At 50.6% G+C, this 20013-nt stretch carries 16 protein-coding genes; 2 read left to right on the forward strand and 14 right to left on the reverse strand.

Annotation, left to right across the window (positions count from 1 at the left end):
- Positions 1–24: 24 nt before the first annotated feature.
- The 10 genes from ABWH99_RS15460 to ABWH99_RS15505 form a co-directional block, all read right to left on the reverse strand.
- Positions 25–885: a universal stress protein gene (locus tag ABWH99_RS15460; protein ID WP_375582750.1), complete on the reverse strand. Its 861-nt coding sequence runs from the start codon at positions 883–885 to the stop codon at positions 25–27.
- Positions 885–2483, reverse strand: coding sequence for a BCCT family transporter (locus ABWH99_RS15465; RefSeq protein ID WP_375582751.1), 1599 nt, complete (start codon positions 2481–2483; stop codon positions 885–887). Before ABWH99_RS15465 ends, ABWH99_RS15460 begins: the two co-directional genes overlap by 1 nt.
- Positions 2484–2496: 13 nt before the next feature.
- On the reverse strand, positions 2497–3828 hold the full coding sequence (locus ABWH99_RS15470; RefSeq protein WP_375582752.1) for a hypothetical protein: 1332 nt from the start codon (positions 3826–3828) through the stop codon (positions 2497–2499).
- 241 nt (positions 3829–4069) lie between these two features.
- A complete protein-coding gene (locus ABWH99_RS15475) occupies positions 4070–4930 on the reverse strand; it encodes an alpha/beta hydrolase (RefSeq protein WP_375582753.1) in 861 nt (286 codons plus the stop codon).
- Positions 4931–5173: 243 nt separating this feature from the next.
- Positions 5174–6232 (reverse strand): putative zinc-binding metallopeptidase, encoded by a 1059-nt coding sequence (locus ABWH99_RS15480; RefSeq protein ID WP_375582754.1) that lies wholly within the window; start codon positions 6230–6232, stop codon positions 5174–5176.
- Between the two features lie 185 nt (positions 6233–6417).
- On the reverse strand, positions 6418–6621 hold the full coding sequence (locus ABWH99_RS15485; RefSeq protein ID WP_375586585.1) for a hypothetical protein: 204 nt from the start codon (positions 6619–6621) through the stop codon (positions 6418–6420).
- Between the two features lie 236 nt (positions 6622–6857).
- Positions 6858–7016 (reverse strand): hypothetical protein, encoded by a 159-nt coding sequence (locus ABWH99_RS15490; RefSeq protein ID WP_375582755.1) that lies wholly within the window; start codon positions 7014–7016, stop codon positions 6858–6860.
- Positions 7017–7208: 192 nt separating this feature from the next.
- Positions 7209–8060 (reverse strand): sugar phosphate isomerase/epimerase family protein, encoded by an 852-nt coding sequence (locus ABWH99_RS15495; RefSeq protein WP_375582756.1) that lies wholly within the window; start codon positions 8058–8060, stop codon positions 7209–7211.
- 137 nt (positions 8061–8197) lie between these two features.
- Entirely contained in the window at positions 8198–9190 is a 993-nt protein-coding gene (locus ABWH99_RS15500; RefSeq protein ID WP_375582757.1) for a sugar phosphate isomerase/epimerase family protein, read from the reverse strand.
- 7 nt (positions 9191–9197) lie between these two features.
- The gene (locus ABWH99_RS15505) at positions 9198–10601 is read right to left on the reverse strand and encodes a Gfo/Idh/MocA family protein (protein WP_375582758.1); all 1404 of its coding nucleotides are present in this window, start codon (positions 10599–10601) and stop codon (positions 9198–9200) included.
- Positions 10602–10897: 296 nt separating this feature from the next.
- On the opposite strand from ABWH99_RS15505, the gene ABWH99_RS15510 reads away from it, so the two are divergent.
- Both ABWH99_RS15510 and araD1 read left to right on the forward strand, forming a co-directional pair.
- Positions 10898–13822 (forward strand): PVC-type heme-binding CxxCH protein, encoded by a 2925-nt coding sequence (locus ABWH99_RS15510; RefSeq protein WP_375582759.1) that lies wholly within the window; start codon positions 10898–10900, stop codon positions 13820–13822.
- Positions 13823–14042: 220 nt separating this feature from the next.
- Positions 14043–15005, forward strand: a complete 963-nt coding sequence (gene araD1 / locus ABWH99_RS15515) for an AraD1 family protein (protein WP_375582760.1) — start codon at positions 14043–14045, stop codon at positions 15003–15005.
- Positions 15006–15195: 190 nt separating this feature from the next.
- Here the strand turns inward: araD1 and ABWH99_RS15520 are convergent, their stop codons facing one another.
- From ABWH99_RS15520 to ABWH99_RS15535, 4 genes are all read right to left on the reverse strand, one after another.
- On the reverse strand, positions 15196–15666 hold the full coding sequence (locus ABWH99_RS15520) for an RHS repeat domain-containing protein (RefSeq protein WP_375582761.1): 471 nt from the start codon (positions 15664–15666) through the stop codon (positions 15196–15198).
- 395 nt (positions 15667–16061) lie between these two features.
- The gene (locus tag ABWH99_RS15525) at positions 16062–17393 is read right to left on the reverse strand and encodes a PQQ-dependent sugar dehydrogenase (RefSeq protein WP_375582762.1); all 1332 of its coding nucleotides are present in this window, start codon (positions 17391–17393) and stop codon (positions 16062–16064) included.
- Between the two features lie 176 nt (positions 17394–17569).
- Positions 17570–18910: a mechanosensitive ion channel domain-containing protein gene (locus ABWH99_RS15530; protein WP_375582763.1), complete on the reverse strand. Its 1341-nt coding sequence runs from the start codon at positions 18908–18910 to the stop codon at positions 17570–17572.
- Positions 18871–19623, reverse strand: coding sequence for a hypothetical protein (locus ABWH99_RS15535; RefSeq protein WP_375582764.1), 753 nt, complete (start codon positions 19621–19623; stop codon positions 18871–18873). Before ABWH99_RS15535 ends, ABWH99_RS15530 begins: the two co-directional genes overlap by 40 nt.
- Positions 19624–20013: the final 390 nt, after the last annotated feature.

A 20013-nucleotide genomic window follows, 5' to 3' on the forward strand; every position in this document is an offset into this window, starting at 1 on the left:
TAAATTTTTTTTTGTAAAAAATCATTATTTCACGATCAATACCGGAAGGTGTTTGTCAGAAGCGATCATACGTTCCGCCACGGAACCTATCAATAGGGTATCGTCATCGGTTTTGCCCTTGTTTCCGAGTACAATTAAATCGGCCCCTTTCCGAATGGCATAATCGTAAATGCTCCGGCTCACCGGCTCGTCCTGCCCTTGTATGATTTCCAGGGTGTCGGGAAGTCCTTCCTTTTTCTTCAACTTCTGGTAGTGGGAAATTGCCTTTTTGTGAAGCGTATCATGAAATTCAGAGGGCTTCCGAATGTAGGGAAAGTACTGCCTGCCCACCTTCAACACGTGAACGGGTAGCAACCTTGCCCCCGTGTGTCCGGCCAGAGATTTGGCCATCGACACCACGCCTTCGGTATAGTCCGAAAAATCCAATGGCAACACGATTTGCCCGATACTTGGCTTGGAGGTCTCTGGAATAAACAGGGTATCCGAAGCGGTCAGGCGCAAAACTTTGCTACTGAACACCCCGGTACCTCCGTGAACCGATTTTTTTCCCAAAAGTACCAGGTCAAATTTCTGCGCATCCACCCATTCCACCAGTTGATCCAATTGCCCGCCGGAGTAGATTTTCGCCTGAATGCTGCTTTTTTGCTCGCCAAATACTTCCACTACTTTTTCCAGTACCTCTTCCTCCAGAATTTCATCCAGGGATTTATCCAAATAGGGCAACATATCGCCTATTTCTTTGGAAACTTCCTCGAGCGCCACAAAATGAATCAGTGTTAGTCGTTCAAAATGAAAGACTTCATCCAATTTTTTAATGTACTGCAGCAACAGCACGTCCAGATCGGACAGGTCTATAAATAATCCGATATTTCTAAGTTTACGCATCAGCTTTTTTGTTTTTTGAGTTTTTTCATAATCACGTCCGACAATCGTTTTTCGTAGGACGCCCGGTCCAAGTCCTTGTCAAATTGTTTCACTCGCGCATGTTCCCGACCCAAGCCCTTGTACAAGGAATAACACATAACGACCAGGATGAGCAAAAACGGCAATCCCGTCGTAATGGCCGCCGTCTGAAGCGCGGTAAGGCCTCCCCCGATCAGCAATACCGCTGCAACTGCCCCTTCGGTAGTGGCCCAGAAAATACGCTGCCCCACCGGCGCGTCTAATTTGCCTCCCGCGGTGATGCTATCGATCACCAGGGAACCGGAGTCGGAAGATGTCACAAAGAAACTGGTCACCAACAGGATACCAATGATCGCCCCTATCCCGCTGAAGGGGAAATTTTCCAAAAAAACAAACATAGAAATGGATACATCACCGGTAATCGTTTCCGCCAAAACATGGCCGCCCGTCAGGGCTCCTTCCTCCATGTCGAGAAATATGGCCGTTCCCCCCAGAGCTGTTAGCCACAAAAACGTTAACAGGGTCGGTACCAGCAATACACCAAAGATAAATTCCTGGATGGTACGTCCTCTGGAAACCCGGGCGATAAACATTCCTACAAAAGGAGACCAGGAAATCCACCAGGCCCAGTAAAAAACGGTCCAGTCTCCCTGCCAGCCATTGTCGCGGTACGCTTCGGTCCAGGTGGACACTTCCAGGATGCTTCCCAGGTAATTTCCCATGTTTTGGACAAACGAACGAAAGATAAAAAGCGTGGGTCCGACAATTAAGACAAATAGCAACAAGATGGCAGCAATCCGTACATTCCACTGGCTGAGAAATTTCACGCCCTTGTCGATCCCGGAAACGACCGAGATGGTCGCGATTAAGGTGATCCCTGCGATCAGCATGACCTGTACGGTCACGGTATTGGGGATCCCAAAGAGGTAAAACAAGCCCCCACTTACCTGCTGCACCCCCAATCCCAGGGAGGTCGCCAGTCCAAATAGAGTCGCCAGTACCGCCAATACATCAATCACGTTGCCCATCCATCCGTTCATCCGTTCTCCAAGCAGGGGATAAAATACCGAACGGATGGTAAGCGGTAATTTGCGATTGTAGGCAAAAAACGCCAGGGACAGGCCCACCACTGCGTAGATGGCCCAGGCATGGAAACCCCAGTGCAAAAAGGTGAGGTTCATGGCTCTTTCGGCAGCAGCCAGCGTGTAGGCCTCTCCGAAGGGAGGGATGGCGTAGTGATAGACCGGTTCGGCTACCCCCCAAAATAAAAGCCCGATCCCCATACCCGCGCTGAACAGCATGGCAAACCAGGCACCGGTAGAAAACTCCGGTTCGGCATTTTTTCCTCCCAGCCGGATGGAACCGTACTTACTGAATCCCAGGTAGAAACAGAATACGATAAAGGCATTGACCGCGATAATGAACAGCCAACCTGCTTTATCGGTGATAAAGGTCTTACTGGAGGCAAAAACTTCTTCCATCGGTTCTCCCACCCAAAGCGTCACGGAGATAAACAGGACGATTAAAACCACCGAGGGCCAGAAAACCGGTGCGTGTATGTCAAAATACTTGTTTTTCATAAGGGTATTTTTATTAGAAATAGTAGCCAATATTTATGTTTAGTCGGGTATTCCAACCCGGGTCCGTATCGGTAGGATTCAGGTCAGACACCGGCTGTCGAAAATCTACCCCCCTGCCGCTTCCGAGAGCGTTTCCACCAAAGGTGTCGGTGATCCAGGGATGATTGTAGCCCATGGCCAGGTCAAAATACGTGTAGACCTGCCCTGCCGAAACCAATGCGCCAAAGACGTTTTGCTGGGAATTTCGAAAGGTAAAAGCAGAACCTCCGTCTACTTCCGTAAACTTTTGCATAAGGGTATAGTCGTTGTACAGTTGAATGGATCGCACCGGACCCCAGCGCAACGGTATATCGTACGCAAGTCCCAACAGGTAAAGGGCACCGCTGCTGGCCACATCGTAGGTGCCAAAGCCGTAGGCCCCCATTTGCACCACATCCAGTATTTCTCCCGAATCGTCTCTCACATCCACGTACGCATAATAAATCGCAGCAGCTTTGAGATTCCAGGGTCCCCAGTTGCCTTCCTGGTGTACAGAAGCGGCCCATTGGGAGCCCTTGTGGCCGGTTTGCAAATTGTACAATTCATGGCGCTGCAGGGAGAGTCCGAGCTCCTGCCCCGACCACTTACGGGCAGCCCGAAGGTTCACCTGGTGCCGCTCAATATTGGCATTCCCAGGGATCGGTACGACGTCATAGGAGTACCTGGCGGTAGAAAAGGCACCAAATGTCGCTTCATTGGTCCCGCGGGGCTCTGCCAGAAGAAAATAGGCCGCGTCCCACCGCCATCCAGCCCTTTCCCGGGAGAAGTGAACCCCCATTTGGTGATCGTCCTCCAATCCAAGGTAATACGGCAACTGAAACCACCAGCTGTGGGAAGCATAGGTGAGCAAACCAAAAGGAACCTGAGTAATTCCCGCTTTTAGCTGCGTGTCTTTGGTCAACCGGTACCCCAGCCAGCCGTATTTGAGAAAGTGGGTGTTGAATGTGGGATAAAACCGGTATTCAAACGAAAGCTCGATGCCCTCACTGTAGGCGTCAACATTGACCCGCCAGGTATCCCAGGTCCATTCGTTTCGCAAAAAGGTGCCCAAGGGGAAGGTCTGTCCTTCGTAGTGGGCATAGACGTTGTTTAGTCGAAACGCCCCACCAATTTTCAACCAGGTTGTATCTCGCGATAAGGTTTCTTCGAAGCTGCTTACCGGCAATTCCAGGCTACTCTTTTCGGTACCATAGTCCTGACCGATCCGTATCACCTGTTTTTCCTTGATATTTTTTACACTGTCTTTCGTTGCCTCCGCTTGTCTGTGACTACCGAAAAGGAAAGCCACCAATAGCAAATAGGGCATGCGCCTTTTGTTTGATTCAAGAAGTTCAAAGCTAAGAAAATTTACTTAAGTAAGAAAAAAATACCATATATGTTATTGTTTAAATTCAATTTACAGGTATTTTAAAAAGTTAATATATAATTTATTAGGCCAGTAAATCCTTTTTTCACCCATGCATTTGTCCAAAAAAAGCGATAGGCTGCCTATGGAAACGCGGGGGCTGTACCGAACCGGCCAACCAAACAAGTGTATGGACGAGGATTTATCTGCCGTCCGGAAGGTGCTTTTCTACGAAGGATTTTAGCTTCACGAGGCTGTCCAGCAGATTCAAACCCAACCAACCATGTCCCTCATTGGGATAAAAATGAAACTCGTGGGTCACGCCAAGTGCAGACAACCTATCCCGAAATCCCATTCCTTGAGAATTGGGGACCAGCGGATCCTGTCCTCCATAAAATAGCAAGGTGGGAGGCGCCCCAGAACGCAGCTGGTATACCGGACTGGCGGCTGTCAATAGCGCTTCGTTTTCACCGAAAACATCCAGCATCTCCCGAAGCGTTGGATCGCTGGAACTGCGGTAAGATTCATCCAGCAAGTCGGTGGGGCCTACCATGCTGCAAACCATTTGTACGCTACCTTTGGTATCCCGGGTATAACTCCAAAGCAAGGAAAGGTGTCCGCCCGCACTTACCCCCAAAAAACCTATTCGAGGTCCCAATCGGTATTCCTCCCGGTGCTCCTCCAAATGGGTGACCAAGGCCTGAATATCGTCAAGTTGCATGGGATAAGGAGAATGGGCCGCATCCGCTAAGCGGTAATTGAGGTTGGCCACTGCCAGATAGGGAAACTGTTCGCGAAGAAAATCCCGAAACGGATGCATATCCGATTTGTCGCCCTCGATCCAGCCTCCCCCGTGAACCAAAATCAAGGTGGGTGTATTTTCATGCCGGTTTGCGGGAAGGTACAAATCAACCACCTGCCGGGGGTGGGCTCCGTACGACTCGTTGGTAAGGCTTTTAGCGGGAAGTACCGTCGGGGGATCCAAATCCCCTTCCTGTGGTAAACAGGAAATCAAAACACCACCGATGGCCAGAATTAACCTATGAAAATAATTCGCTTTCATACCCCTACAATCAACACCCAAAAAATACCATTCAAAAACTAAAGATAATACCTGCCCGGGATTATCATCCACATCGGAACCTATTTTTTTTCATTTGCCGTTTCTTTCGGTATGGAAAACCAAATTTCCATCAATCAATGAGCCGCGTCCGCTGCAGCTTCCATCAAAAAGAATGATCGAAACAAGAAAAGAACGGGAGATTCCTGGAACCAGAACCCGCTGCCGCTACCGAAGAATGGATCGCTATCTCTCCCCCTGGTAGCGGATAAACTCGTGCACAAATTCCATTTTTTTGGCCACTGGCTCGCTGATGACAAAGGGATAACTGTCTGGTAGTCCCATGCTTCGGTTCAAGCTGTTCAGCGCCAGAGACAAGGGTACCCATTGCCGAAGCAGCTTCGAAAAATCGGAACAAGAATAGCCATCTTCCAGCTTCAGAGCGACATTGCTTGCCGCTGCTTCGTTCAGACGGGGACCGAGGATCAAGCCAAAGGAATGGGCCGTTTCCAGGGTATCTACCAGGTGCAGGTAATGGGCCCAGGTCTCTGCCCAATCCTCCCATGGATGCGCGCTGGCATAGGCCGAAATAAATTTATCCTGCCAACCTGCGGGAGAACCGTTTCGGTAATGGGATTCCAAAGCCTGTTTATAGGGCTCCCGCTCGTCTCCAAACAGCTCGCGAAAGCGCTCTTGCCAACGAGTCCCCGCCCCCAATACTTCCCAATAATAGTGTCCCGTCTCGTGCCTGAAATGTCCCAATACGGTGCGGTACACTTCGTCCATTTGCTTTTTTGCCATGGCGCGTTCCACATCGTCTGCCTCTGCGATGTTCATTGTAATGATCCCGGAGGCATGGCCGGTGAATACGGTTTCCTGATTTTGGCTGGCTTTAAAATCAAAGGCCAGCCCGCTTCCTGAAAGCCCTGCTTTTGGAAAAAATGGAAGATTCCAACGCAGCAAGGAATAAACCAGGCGATGTTTGGCCTGTTCGATGGTGGCCCAGCGTTGTTTATAGGCCGGGTTGGAAAGATCTGGAATCACCCGATTCAGCGAACAGGCCCTGCAAAAACGTTCCGACGAAGGTTGTGGAATCAACCAGTTGCACACGCCCATACCCTCATTGTCGCAATAGCGATAGGCCCGTTCCGGATCGCTTTTGCTACACAAGCCGTCTTTTCCAGCCTGCAAGGCTAGCAATTTCAGCCGCTCGGAGTCAAAGCCCAGCAGGGTCCGGCAATGCGAGCAATGGGTGTTTTCAAAATAAGCAGACTGTCGGCAGTTGCCGCATTGGAATAGCTTCATGTTTTGAATTTGAAAACCTACAGCAATTTTTGAACCACAAAACTCTGATCTTTAAAAAAAAAGAGGTACGGATAGTCATTCGGGATCTAAAAAAACCATATCGCCATCGTTCGCTGAATAAGGCAGTCCACCAAACCAAAAAAAACGGCTTGTTTCAGAAAAAACCGAGCGGCATTCCCCTAACATCACAGCAGCCTCCAGAGGCTACAGGTGTACGTCCTGTTCCTTCGTGGCAAAATGAGTAGCTCGTTTACAGCGAATTTTTTACCCAGTAGCCATACCTGGGCTCCCGGCCCAAATACCCGGGTTTCGGTGTAGCTTTCTCCTTGAGGTTTGGAAAAATAGTCGATTTGATCGCTGTCCGGATGAATGATCCAGTATTCCGGAATCGGGTGTGCAGCATAGAGGGAGCTTTCACTTCCCTGTCAAAACGGATGGAAGAACCAACCACTTCAATAATTCCGAGCACATCCGAAGGTTTCGGATGCGCGGTAGAATAATAATCCGACCTGTATTTCGGTAGGGAGATATCCGGCTCTGTCTCACGCTTAGGATCAAATCGAATTGGATGTTGAACGCTTACAATCGCTTCTCCATCAAAAAGTTGAATCATTACCTTGGTAAGTCAATCAACTATCGCTGCATGTCTGCTTCCTATGGGACTCATTTGAAAAATTTCTCCGTGAGTAAGTTCCACCGAATCCTCTGCCTTTAGAATCCCTACTTCCGCCATCTTATTGTATTCGTCCACATTAATCCAGCGCTTCACTACTTCGGTTGCCATGACATTCAATAGTTTACCTTTTTAGGGCTAGCCAATTAAACGACTAAAAACAATCCTTCACGGTTAAACTCCGCGTATACTGTACATCAGCACCTTCAAATCCCGCCACCTTAGGAAATCCGATTTGGTACCATGCTCATTTTAGGTGAGTTCCACCCGGCATTATGGATTTTCACATGTGTGGTAAGTTCGTTACTCGCTCAAACCCTGCAAATAGGCGATAGATTTTGGTACCTGCTGGTAATAAACCGGACTTTCGTCCTCTATGTAATAATGTTCAATCCCAGATGCCTTTGCCGCTTTCAGGATAGCCGGTAGGTCCAATTGCCCGGTGCCTAAAACGACGTCGTTTTCTTTAGGTGTCCCGCCAGACATGTTTCCTTCCACGCCTTTCTTAAGATCCTTGAGATGCATCAATTTAAAGCGATCGGGATATTTCCGGATCAAGGCTGCGGGGTCTTGGCCCGGAAAGAAGGTCCAAAGTATGTCTATTTCGAAACTTACGTAAGCCGGATCGGTCTGCTCCATCATGTAATCGAAGAGCGTCCCTTCTCCATGGGGATAAAATTCGTACCCGTGGTTATGGTAGCAAAAGGTCAGGTCATGTTCTTCTTTTAATATTTTTCCCGCCCTGTTAAAATCCGCAACCGCTTTTTCAGCGTCGGAAAGGTCAAAAGGTGCCTCATGAGGTATCCAGGCCACCCGCACGTACTTGGCACCAAGCGTTTTCGCATTTGCTGCCACTTCCTGCGTTTTATTGACTAAATCAGTATAACCCACACCAAAAGACGAGCAAAACATGTCCCTTTCATCGAGCAGTTGCCGGATTTCCGCTGCCGTCGTTCCGAAAAGGTTGGAAAATTCCATGTCTTTGATGCCCATGGCCTGCAAGGTATCCAAAGTAGCGGCCACATCTTTGGAGAAGCTATCCCGGTAGGTATAGGAAACCATACCAGGCATGTCGTCGAAAACGGGTCGATTGCCCGGCGTACAGGCCGAAAGGGTTCCGGCGACGAGGAGTATACGAATAAACAGATGTTTCATGTAGTAAATGGGTTGGGTAAATGAAGGTAACGATGGTATATCCATTGGCTGCTATCCTGAAAAAACACCTTTGGGTTACTTTTCATCGGACTGCCTACCGAAATGGGCCGCAGGTTTCTCCCGCAATTGTTTTGGGTTCATTCAAATTGCTCTACATAGTCCAGAAATTTCCTTGCCGTGGCATCCAGGTTTTCTATGCTACCTCCCCCTTCGAGTACTTCGCACATCTCGTACACCAGATACCCCTGATAACCGATCTCTTTCAAGGCACCGATAAAGTTCTCGTAATCGATGATCCCCTCACCCATTGCCGTGGCCCGCATCACGGGTTTTTCCGAACGGTAGTTGGTAAGCGCATGCTCGTACTGGTACCTGGGTAAGGGGATGTAATCTGCCAGAATGGTATTTACCAGAAAAGGCTGCATCTTCCGCACGGAATTTCTGATCTCCTCCTTGCTAAGCCCTTCTAAAGTAGGCGACCAGGCATCCCAGCCGGACATGACATTGGGCAGGTTGACTTCGTTGAGCAACCAGTACATGGCATCGTGGTGGATGGCAATATCGTGGTGATTTTGAATGGCCAGGGTGACGCCATATTTTTGGGCTTCCTTACCTGCCATGCGAATACCTTCCACCACCGTGGCGTATTGTTTATCGTAGGGAATCCCCGGACGTTCGTATCCGGTGAAGATGCGGATCATGCTGGTTCCCAGGTCTCTGGCCAATTCCGCCAACTGCCCGATATAGGCCGCCTGAATTTCAGTATGAGGAATTCCGGGCTTATCCATCCCCGCCGTAAAATCAGAGTATCCGGCAAGGCCTACCAGGGTTAAATCCAACTCGGCAATCCTGCGCTTGAGTCGCTCCCGGGCTTCCTTATCGTATTCCAGCAGGGAGAGGTGGGGAGCCTTTGCCATCAGCATTACTCCATCGTACCCCAACTCCTTTGCTTTTACCAGAAATTCGTCCACCGTAAGAACAGCCTGTCCCCGCCACAGTCCGGAATAACCAATGGAATGCAGACAGGTTTTTAGTTTAAAATCCGCCGGATTACCCGTGGGTACAGCCTGGCCAAAAGCATGCAATGCGACAAAAACCGAAAGAAGGGTACCAACAATGTGTTTTTTCATGTGTAGCTTATTTGGGAAAAGTGAACGGTTCTCTGTAAATTTTGGACAGGTAGGTATTGGCTTCTGGGTCGTTGGCAAACTGCTCGCTATCTCCCAGGAACCTCAGTTCGCGTTTCACCCGGTAGGAAATATTCGCCAGAAGGGGAAGTGCGGAAGAATAAAACCCTTCCTGCATGGAACATTGGAGGTGGTTCGTATCCCCGGACCGAATGGATTCCAGAAAGTTGGAAAAAAGCGTGCCCTCCTGCCCCGAATCGGCTTCACTTGAACCAGCAAAGGGTTTCGTTTCCCGGTGGTGAAATGCCCTCCAGGAAGTGCCGGCAATTTCCAGCCAGCCTTCCGATCCATAAAAGAGGTTTCCTACCTCCCTGCCCTCACTACCCTCGTGGTTGGTGTACCTGCCGCGAGCCTCGTATTCCAGCATCGTCCCATCGGCATAGTTGAAAAGCGCCGTTTGTACATTCGGGGTTTCCTGCATGGAAGGATCATGTCCGTAGGTTTCTACGTCTCCATAAACCAGGGTGCCCGGTGTGCAATTGTCCGGCAGGCACCCATCCTGATCAAACCCGTAAATTCCTCCTCTGGAATAAACGGTTTCCGGATGCTCGTACTTCTGAAGTCCCCATCGGGCGATATCCAATTGATGCGTACCGGTATTTCCGGAGTCCCCATTGCCGGTGTCCCAGAACCAATGCCAGTTGTAATGGCTGCGCTTCTCGTTGTAGGGTCTGTAAGGAGCCGGTCCCAGCCAAAGGTCATAATGCAGGGAATCCGGAGGCATGCTGTCCTTTGCTGTCCCGTAGGAATTGCGTAATTTGTAGGTAAGTGCACGGGCCATGTATACCTTTCCGATTCCTCCTTCGTGGAGAAAACGGATGGCTTCCTGTACGTTCCTAAATGCCCGGTTAGTCAATCCTACCTGCACCGTCAAGCCGCTTTTCTGGGCTGCCTCGACCATTTTCCTGCCTTCCCATAGCGTGTGGGAAGCTGGCTTTTCCACATAAACATGCTTTCCTGCCTGACAGGCCCAAACCGTAGCCAGCGCATGCCAATGATTGGGGGTAGCCATGGAAACGGCATCGATTTCCTTGTCTTCCAGCACCTTGCGTAAATCCCATTCCAACTCCGGCCTGGAACCCGTTTTTTCGGCAACAATTTTTGCTTTGGAATCAAAAAGCGCTTCGTCGGCATCGCAAAGTACCTTAAGCACCACATTATGGCTGTTCTTCAGGCTGCAATAATTGTTGATATGGACGGTCCCCTGGTTTCGGATTCCGATCTGCGCGAGGTGAATCCGGTCATTGGAACCCATGATCGATGCGTAACTCTTAGCACTGAATCCGAAACCGGCCATGGTGATTCCCGCGGAACTCAGGGCGGTTTTCTTCAAAAACTCTCTGCGTTTTGTCATAAAAGATGCTCTTTATCTGGTAATCAAGGGGTGCGTACTTCTTTGGAGTTAACGCATTTGCCTGGAACTAGCTTTTTTCTACCGTGCATTTTTACCAGGAAAATCGGCAGCAGGGATACTGGCTAAACGTTTTCCGTTCCGCTTCGGCCAAACTAACCCGGCAAACGAAAATAGTCTTTTCGTTTTATTCATTTTTTCCTACTTTTAACATCTTCTGAAAAGAAGTAACTGATCAAAAGAAGACACTACAAGAATAATAAAATACCATGAATTCTCCTAAAACATCCGAAAGCTTGATGAAATCCACACTGTATCAAGGCAAAAAAATGCTTGCACAGCTATTGAGCGGCTGCATTGTCGGATTTTCCCTGAGTTGCCAAAATGAGGACCCGCCGCCGCCCTTTTCTCTGGAGGAACGCTATTTTTCAGACAGCACCGGACTGTATTTGCCGGGCGACCTGGAAGCTACCTTGTGGGCAGAATCTCCCCAGTTTTTTAATCCTACGAATATGGACGTGGACAGCAAAGGCAGAATCTGGGTCACCGAAGCCCTGAACTACCGCTTGTTTCGGAACGACCCGGAAAAATTCAATCACCACGAAAAGGGAGATCGGGTGGTAATCCTGGAGGATACGGATGGAGATGGCAAAGCGGATCGTTCAAAAGTGTTTGTGCAGGACGAAGATCTGACGGCTCCACTCGGAATTTCGGTTATTGGTGACCAGGTGATTGTTTCCAGCGGACCTTCCATCATCATTTACACCGACGAAAACGGGGACGATATTCCCGACAAAAAAGAGGTGTTTTTGACAGGCTTTGGTGGATTGGACCACGACCACGGGCTGCATGCGGTCGTGGCCGGTCCCGATGGGAAGTATTACTTTAATGCTGGGAATGCCGGACCACACATCGTCACCGACAAAAGTGGCTGGACGCTCCGCTCGGGTAGTCTGTACAACGGTGGTTCCCCGCACATGAAAGACAACCGTCCCGGAATGGTCAGTGACGACGGTAAAGTCTGGGTGGGCGGTATCGCCCTGCGGATCAATCCGGACGGCACAGGAATGAAAGTGCTCGGCCACAATTTTAGGAATTCCTACGAGTTGGCTCTTGACTCCTACGGAAACATGTGGCAAAATGACAACGACGACGATGGCAACAAAGGGGTGCGTGTGTCCTGGCTGATGGAAGGGGGCAATATGGGGTATTTCAATCCCGATGGGTCGCGACGGTGGCAGGCGGACCGACGTCCCGGACAGTCCACCGTGAAGGCACATTGGCACCAGGATGATCCCGGAGTCATTCCCATGGGAGACAGTACCGGTGCCGGATCGCCTACGGGTGTAGCCTTTTACGAAAGTGACTTGTTGGGTAAAAAGTACCGGGGCACGCTTTTGGCCGGTGAGGCCGGCCGCAACGTGATCCTCGCCTACCAACCCGAGCCAATGGGCGCCGGATTCCGCTTAAAACGCCACAACCTGATCAGTTCTCTAAGCGATGAAGAGGTGGAAGCCGCCCAAAGCCGGACCACTGGAGAAGATAAAACAAAATGGTTTCGCCCCAGTGATGTGGTTGTGGGCACCGATGGAGCGATCTACGTGGCCGACTGGTACGATGGCATGGTAGGTGGGCACCGGATGATCGACAGCACCGGCTACGGACGTATCTATCGGATTACGCCCAAAGGAAAGCCATTACCCAAACCTAAAATTGACCTCTCCACGACGGAGGGGCAGATAGCCGCATTATTGAATCCCGCCGTCAACGTACGAAACGCCGGTTTTGCTTTATTGGCCGGAAAAGGACCTGCAGCGGTGGAAGCCGTGAAGAAAATTTTGACCGACGAAAACCCCTACCATCGGGCACGAGCCATTTGGCTGCTGGCAACAATGGGGCCGGAAGGGATTACAGCGGTGGAGCGCCAGTTGAAAGCCGATAATTCCCATCTGCGCATAACGGCTTTCCGGGCGCTGCGTCAGGCGAAGTCCGATTTCTTACCCCATGCCCGTCAGCTGAGCAGCGATCCCTCCGCGGCGGTTCGACGGGAAGTGGCGCTGGCCCTCCGGGACCTCCCTCAGAACCAGGTAGAAGACATCGTGATTACGCTGGCCTCCCAGTACGAAGGGGGCGATCGCTATTACGTAGAAGCGTTGGGCCTGGCCATGGAGGGAAAAGAAGAAACAATTTTCCCGGTATTGCAGCAAAAGTTGGGAGGGGATCCCCTTTCCTGGAAACCTGGATATGCCGACCTGATATGGCGCCTGCACCCCAGCCAGGCAATTGAAAGTTTAAAAGAAAGGGCGCTCTCGCTCGAACTGTCAGCCGCGGAGCGGCAGCAGTCGGTAGCCGCACTGGGCTTTATTCCAGACCAGCGAGCCGTCGATGCCATGCAGGAAATTGCCGCCTCGGAGGTGCTGGGGATCAATGAACGGGCGCTTTGGTGGCTACGGTACCGAAGAAACAACGAATGGAATGCCTTCAGCATGCAGATTCCGGAAATGCAGGCCACGATCAGCCCGGAAATTCAGAAAGAAATGCTGGCATGGAAAGCCACGCTGGAAAGTAGCTCCGCCCCAAAAAGCGAAAAAGTCAAGGCAGCAAAAGCCATGGCTGCGGATCGTATCGGAGGCATCATGCTGCTGGCCCTCGCAGAGAAAAAGGTGCTTTCAGAGGAAATAATGGCTGAAATTAGCTCGGCCATCTTTCAGAATCCGGAGCAAGCCACCCGCGTATTGGCCGAAGACTATTTCACTCGTCTGAACAAACCAGCCTCCCTGTCCGTACCGGACATCGTCGCTTTGGAAGGAGATCCTGCAAAGGGAAAGCTGGTCTACCAAGGCAAGTGCGCTACCTGTCACCGGATCGGCAATGAAGGCCGGAATATTGGACCGGACCTCAGCATGATCGGCGCCAAACTTGATCAGCAAGGCTTATTGGATGCCATTATCCATCCGAGTGCAGGCGTAGCTTTTGGGTATGAAATGTGGATGGTGACCCTCAAAGACGAAACGGTGGCTGCAGGTTTTCTTCAGGCAGACGGGCCGATCGTGGTATTGGAGGGAATGCAAAACGAAGCCTACAATATCCCTTCCGAAGCGATCGCCTTCCGTAAAAGATTTGGCCGTAGCATCATGCCGGAACCGGCGGAACTAAACATGGACGAAGCAGATGTGGCCCATCTTACGGCTTATTTGGAGGGGTTAAACTCCGAGGGGAGTTGAATGAGATTGATGGGAGATTGGAACCTGGCAGGCTCAGGAAGCAGACGGATCGGGCTGAATAGTAAAAATAACGTTTCGGGCAGCCGGGCGTTGGGTGACCGGAAAGTCTCGTAGTAGAAGATGCCGTTCCTCCGCGTCGAAAATTCCATTTAGATGTCCTTTGCCTTATCTAACGGAGCCTATTATCTTTTCCCTTTTATTCATGTAAAACCAGTTACTCTTGAGAATTGTACAATTTAAAAATACGGACAACAGCACCCGGGTAGGTCTGGTCGACGGGGATCAGCTGCGGATCGTAAACGAGGTGCCAAGCACCTATGCCCTGGCACAGAAGGCCTTTGAAACGGGCAAATCCCTCGTTGAATTGGTCGAAGATTTGGTCAGTACCCAAAAGCTCGCCTACGAGCCCCTGATAGCCAACAAGCAAATCCTACTTCCGCTTACCCATCCGGATCCCTACCGTTGTTGGATTACCGGTACCGGGCTTACCCACCTGGGCTCGGCTGCCTCGCGGGACAAGATGCACAAAAAACTGGCCAGCAGTGATCCCGATGAATTGACCGATTCCATGAAAATGTTTCAGATGGGATTGGAGAGGGGCAAAATGAACCGGGGTGAACCCGGCGTACAGCCCGAGTGGTTTTACAAGGGCAACGGCCTGTGTGTGGTTCCTTCCGGACATCCCCTGGTTTCCCCGACCTTCGCGCTGGATGGAGGAGAGGAGCCCGAACTGGCCGGACTATACGTCATCGATCCGGATGGCAAGCCCTTTCGGGCAGGTTTTGCCATCGGAAACGAATTTTCGGATCACAAGATGGAAAAGATCAATTACCTCTATCTGGCCCATTCCAAACTTCGGCAAAGTGCCTACGGTCCGGAAATGCTGATCAGCGAATTACCGGATCACTTACAAGGGCTTAGTTCCATAAAAAGGGGGAATGCGGTGATCTGGGAAAAGGAATTTCTGACCGGAAATGCCAATATGAGTCACAATATGGAAAATCTGGAATACCATCATTTTAAATACGAGCTTTTCAGACAGCCGGGGGATGTGCATGTACACTATTTTGGAACCGCCGTGGCAAGCTTTGCCGACGGAATCGAGGTGCAAGACGGGGATCGATTTGAAATACGCATTCCCGAATTTGGAAAACCCTTGGTCAATCCATTGAATCAGTTGTAGGTACATTACAACTAATGTCAAACCTATACCATTCCTTCTGCCTGGGTCTCCAAGCAGGTTTGGACGCCTGTTCAGATCTTCAATCGTGTCAACCCATTTTCCCCGCAGTTACCTGTCACCTGGAGTCATCACCATATTTCACCCTGCCTACGGGTAATTGGAGATTAGGATAGTTTACTCTATGGAATAATTACGTAGCCTTGTTTTTAAGGGGCCTGATGCTCAAAAGCCAGGAAAACAAAAAACTACCTATACACCCGGTCAAAATTCCAGCCATATACCCCTGGGATAAACCCTCGTTCTTTGCGGTAAAGCTGATATTCCGATAAATGGGACTGCTGCTTCTGCCTAGATCTCGCATCAGAGAACTATAATCCGGGGCAACCCTTGGCAGCCTCGTGGCATAAACCACAACTTCGTTGAGGTCCACACACTCCTCGCATCCTCGGGAAAGGCCAGTTGGATCGTTGAATTTCAAAGGATTGTTAAACCCATACACCCTCGGACTCACAGAGGTAAACATGTCCGAAAGCTTGTCCATTCCCTGAAATCTCCCGATAACCGGATCATACATTCTCGCCCCATAATCATAATACTGATGCCCCTTGTCCTCCATTAGCTCCTTCCCGTTGTAGCGGTACTTATTCGTCCAACGCTGCAACCGGGCCCCTCCCTAAATTAGTCCTACCGGACTGTTTCTTAACGCTCGGTCCTCCCCGATCCTGAAACCCCATCCCGGTCAACTCCAATCCCCAGGGATTCCCGATTCGCTGCGCCACTCGGGAAAGGCTCCATGGGTCGCCTGAACTATCGTTGGAAGCGCATTCCGTACGCTAACGTCATCAAAGCAGGCCTGTTGTTCGGTCTCATTCAGCAGCCCCTGGTACTGGATAGACTCGGACTTTTATACGAAATAGCAGAGGGACGGCGAATCCACCCTTTCGACCACTGGAAACCAGCCCTTGTATCAAAAATGCCGGCCTCCTCAAAGAGGAAGCCGGCAGGATAGGATTTTTTAACCGGAGATACCCGGTTTCCCAAGCCGGTCATCCGGCTCTAATTCATGGCCATGGATTCGTCCTCCTGGTAGAATACCCGCCAGATTTTTCCGCTCACCGAATCGGAAATAAGCACGGTACCATCCGGTGCCTGTGCCAGGCCCGTAGGCCGATGCTGGGCATCGCTGGGTGCTTCGATCGTCGCTACCCCGGCAAACCCTTCCGCAAAGGCTTCGTAGCTCCCGGTTGGCGATCCATTTTCGAACGGAACAGCGGCGACAAAGTACCCTTTCTGCTCCAGAGGAGCCCGGTTCCAGGAACCGTGAAATGCTACCAAAGCCGTACCCTTGTAACTCTCCGGTAACTGATCACCGGTATAAAACAGCAGGTCATTGGGCGCCCAGTGGGCAGGAAAGGTCATGACGGGGTCCTCCGTCCCTTCGCAACGATCGGCTTGCTGTCGATCCCCTCCGTATTCCGGAGCGGTCAGCCGCTTGTCCTGAGACGGATCGTAATAGCAATAGGGCCAGCCAAAATCGGCTCCGTCGCTTAGCCGAAACATTTCTTCGGCGGGTTGCTCCGCACTCTCCTCTTCGGAATACATCTCCGGAAACAGCGCATGCAACATGTCCCGTCCGTGCTGCACCGCATACACGTGGCCATCCGCCGAGTTGTAGTCCAGGGCCACCGCATTACGGATCCCGATGGAAAACCGGTACCCGTGTTCCAACTGGGTTTGTCCGACCTTTTCGGCTTCAAAGCGCCAGATGCCTCCCTGCCGCTCCAATAGCGGACAAGGATCCATCGCCGGAGAACCTTTGGTACGGTCCTGTTCCTGACAGGCATTGGAAGGCGCGCCTACGTTTAGGTAAAGGTAGCCCTGCTCGTCAAAGGTAAAGGGCTTTACCGCATGGGAGGTCTGCACGGGCAGACCGGAAACGATCGTATCGGGTGAAGCGGCATTGTCCGGAATCAGGTTATCTCCCGAAAAGGTAAACCGGAACACGGTACTGTCGTTCGAGGCATACAGATTGCCCTTGTAAAAGGCCATTCCGGTGCCGCCAAAATCACCAAAGTATTGGATATCGTCCGCCCGGCCATCGCCGTCGGTGTCCCGCAGGGCTACAATACCCCCTTCATCGGTGGCTTCCCGCAGGTTCATGTAGATGTCGCCATTTTCATTGACGGCCAGGTGCCGGCCACGTCCCAGGTCTTCGGCGACCACGTAGGCCTGAAGCCCGGAACCCAGATTCAATCCACCCTGATCTTCGTCGGCAGTGAAATAGGGCGTAGGTGCTGACGATTGCTCGCCAGGGCTGCCGCAGGCAACGGCCAGCAAAAGCATCAGCACACTGAGAAAGGAATAGTGGGTATGATTCGTTTTTTGCATGGTTTTTTCGGTTTGGAATGAACATTAAATATACAGGGAATACCGCTTCGTTACAAACTTTATTCCTTTTCCCGGGCTATTTTGGGGCTGACCGGAACCAAACACCCGGCACCCCCGTTGGTCCGGATGATTTCTTGCGGCATCCATTGATCGGTATCGGTTATTCCGTACAACCCTTAGGGTAGCTCCGACCCTTCATTCCCTTGCGTTTGATTCAACTTTTCGCTTTGTGGATTTACGAACGTAAGATCTCGGTGATAGACCGTGCGGTGCGGAAACGGTATTTCAATGCCCAGTTCGTCAAAGCGATTTTTGAGGCGGCGAAGCAATTCCCTTTTTACCTGCCACTGCTTCAGGGGACGGGTTTTTACCAGCGCTTTGATCACTACGGCAGAATCCGCAAAATCATCCACCCCAAGCATCTCCGGATCGTCGGTGATGAGCCACTTGTATTCCGGCTCCTCCCGCATCTTTTTTGCCGTCTCCATGATTACATCCATAACCTGATCGACGTTTTCCTTATACGCGATTCCGATATTCAGTTCAACCCTGGACCACAAATGCGTCAGATTGCTAACAATGGTTATTTCTCCATGAGGAATAAAATGAGCCGCTCCCTGTAGATCCCGCAAAATGGTGGTCCGAAGACTAATGTCTTCCACCATTCCCGATATTCCATTGATTTTTAACACATTGCCTACCCGGTATTGATTTTCCGAAAGGATCATAAATCCGGAAAAATAGTCTTTAACCAGACTCTGTGCCCCAAATGCAATGGCAATGGAAAATACCGCTGCCCCTCCCAGAAGCACCGATATGTCAATGCCAAACTCGGATAACAGTGCCATGGCACCAAAAATCGTAAATACGACCGTCAAACCGCTTCTGATTGCCCGGTTGAGCGTATCCACACGTTCCGCCCGTTCCTCCGACGCTTTCGTTTTGATCGTATAGGTTAAAATCCGATACACCAACCACCGGGCAAGGATCCAAATCAGGACAAGGAATACCGCGCCCAATACGATGCGTGGGCCTCGGTTGATAAGAAACGAATACAGGTTATTGGGAGCGATGGGGCTTCGGAGAAACTCCAATTTTTGATTTTGGCTTTCTATCTGCCGCGCTACCTCACTCATGTAGCTGGTCATTTCCTGCTGAAATCCGGCAAGGCGCTGAATCCGAGATTCCAGGTAGGCAATCTGAGCGGAATCCGAGGCCAGGGAACTCCTGATAGTGGTGGCAAATTCCTGCGTCCCTTGCAATTTGCCTTGCAAATACTCTCGAAACGAATGGGTGGAATCCGCATCATCCAGGCTGTCAAGTTTGGCGGAAAGCATCTCCACCTCTGCCGACAATTGTGTCAACTGATTGTTTCCGGTGGCAAAAAGCGCACGGGCAACCGTGAGGTGATCCTCGTTTTGATTATGAAGTTGATCGATGAGCAACCAACCCTTTTTGGTGTAATCAAATCTGGCCTTTACAATGCCAATTCCCTTTTTGCTTTTACTATCTGCCAACTGTATTCTTCCAGATTGTTTGGACCCGCATTGGCTGAATCGTAGTTCCTGATGCTCTCCGACGCTGGGTTTGGCTCATCCGCTAAATCCTTTTGCAAACCAATCGCTGTAATCGTGGCGTTCTCCCCTTTTGCCACCAGGTCGGCGGCTTCTTCCATACTTAGAATCTTTCGTTCGATGATTCCAATCCCCTGATTGATGGACCGCCGGTATTCCAGCAGGAGGTCAATTTTCCTTTTTGCACTTTCGCGTTCAATTTGTAATATTTCCAGTTGCTCTGGCGCACTATCCGCCTGCACCACCGTATCCAACTGCATATCCAGCCGCACAAACAGCTCCGAGTTTTTTTGAAAAAGCGGTTCCAACTTTGAGCTGTCGTTACGTAGCTCGTACAATTTCACGCGGTCCCTTTCGAGTGCCTGTTTGATCATGATCAGCATTTCAAGGCTGGTAGAATCATTCCCAACAATGTTTCCATAAGAAGCATCAAGTTTCTGTGAGAAACAGGTCAGGGACACGATCGGAATCGTCAGCAAGGATAAAAAAAGTACCCTAATGGCAGGTATCCCTAAGGTAAGTAGTTGCCTACATCCGACACCGGCCAGGTGCCGATGGTTCCATTTTGGATCGGTTTCGTCAGCATGTACCGCACGTTGAACCCCTACACCTGGGTCCATGTGTCGCATCGGTGGGTTTCCTACCTGTCTTTTCATGTGTTTATTGTTTGTTTTTTAGCGGTCACCTGTCTGCCCGGATGACAGCAGTCGGACGGGGAATCTCGCATGGTTGGTAGTCATTTCTCCCTGTGCCGCCTGCACCATGCCTGTCTCAGGCAGACTCTATTTCATCTGCTATTCCTGCTTTTTTGGTTCCATATCGTTCATGGCATGCCCATCAAAACCTAAGACTGCTTCCGAACACCTTCTTTGTCTGCCGGCTACCGACTAATGTACTAAAAAAAGTATCAATGTACCCAATTACCCCTCCTGGCGGATGTTCAGTAGATGTATCCCGCCCGGTCCCCGTTACCGAACAGCTTGTGTCCATGCCCAGCTGCCGATTTCCATCGGTCTCCCGTTTGCCTGCGGTAGCTCCCGCGAAAG

Source organism: Cyclobacterium xiamenense (genome assembly GCF_042140265.1).
Lineage (GTDB): Bacteria > Bacteroidota > Bacteroidia > Cytophagales > Cyclobacteriaceae > Cyclobacterium > Cyclobacterium xiamenense_A.

What these genes read in the sequence shown, in the direction of transcription:
- ABWH99_RS15460 (WP_375582750.1), bottom strand. Translation starts at nt 885, where the DNA reads ATGCGTAAACTTAGAAATATCGGATTATTTATAGACCTGTCCGATCTG.
- ABWH99_RS15465 (WP_375582751.1), bottom strand. Translation starts at nt 2,483, where the DNA reads ATGAAAAACAAGTATTTTGACATACACGCACCGGTTTTCTGGCCCTCG.
- ABWH99_RS15470 (WP_375582752.1), bottom strand. Translation starts at nt 3,828, where the DNA reads ATGCCCTATTTGCTATTGGTGGCTTTCCTTTTCGGTAGTCACAGACAA.
- ABWH99_RS15475 (WP_375582753.1), bottom strand. Translation starts at nt 4,930, where the DNA reads ATGAAAGCGAATTATTTTCATAGGTTAATTCTGGCCATCGGTGGTGTT.
- ABWH99_RS15480 (WP_375582754.1), bottom strand. Translation starts at nt 6,232, where the DNA reads ATGAAGCTATTCCAATGCGGCAACTGCCGACAGTCTGCTTATTTTGAA.
- ABWH99_RS15490 (WP_375582755.1), bottom strand. Translation starts at nt 7,016, where the DNA reads ATGGCAACCGAAGTAGTGAAGCGCTGGATTAATGTGGACGAATACAAT.
- ABWH99_RS15495 (WP_375582756.1), bottom strand. Translation starts at nt 8,060, where the DNA reads ATGAAACATCTGTTTATTCGTATACTCCTCGTCGCCGGAACCCTTTCG.
- ABWH99_RS15500 (WP_375582757.1), bottom strand. Translation starts at nt 9,190, where the DNA reads ATGAAAAAACACATTGTTGGTACCCTTCTTTCGGTTTTTGTCGCATTG.
- ABWH99_RS15505 (WP_375582758.1), bottom strand. Translation starts at nt 10,601, where the DNA reads ATGACAAAACGCAGAGAGTTTTTGAAGAAAACCGCCCTGAGTTCCGCG.
- ABWH99_RS15510 (WP_375582759.1), top strand. Translation starts at nt 10,898, where the DNA reads ATGAAATCCACACTGTATCAAGGCAAAAAAATGCTTGCACAGCTATTG.
- ABWH99_RS15525 (WP_375582762.1), bottom strand. Translation starts at nt 17,393, where the DNA reads ATGCAAAAAACGAATCATACCCACTATTCCTTTCTCAGTGTGCTGATG.
- ABWH99_RS15535 (WP_375582764.1), bottom strand. Translation starts at nt 19,623, where the DNA reads ATGAAAAGACAGGTAGGAAACCCACCGATGCGACACATGGACCCAGGT.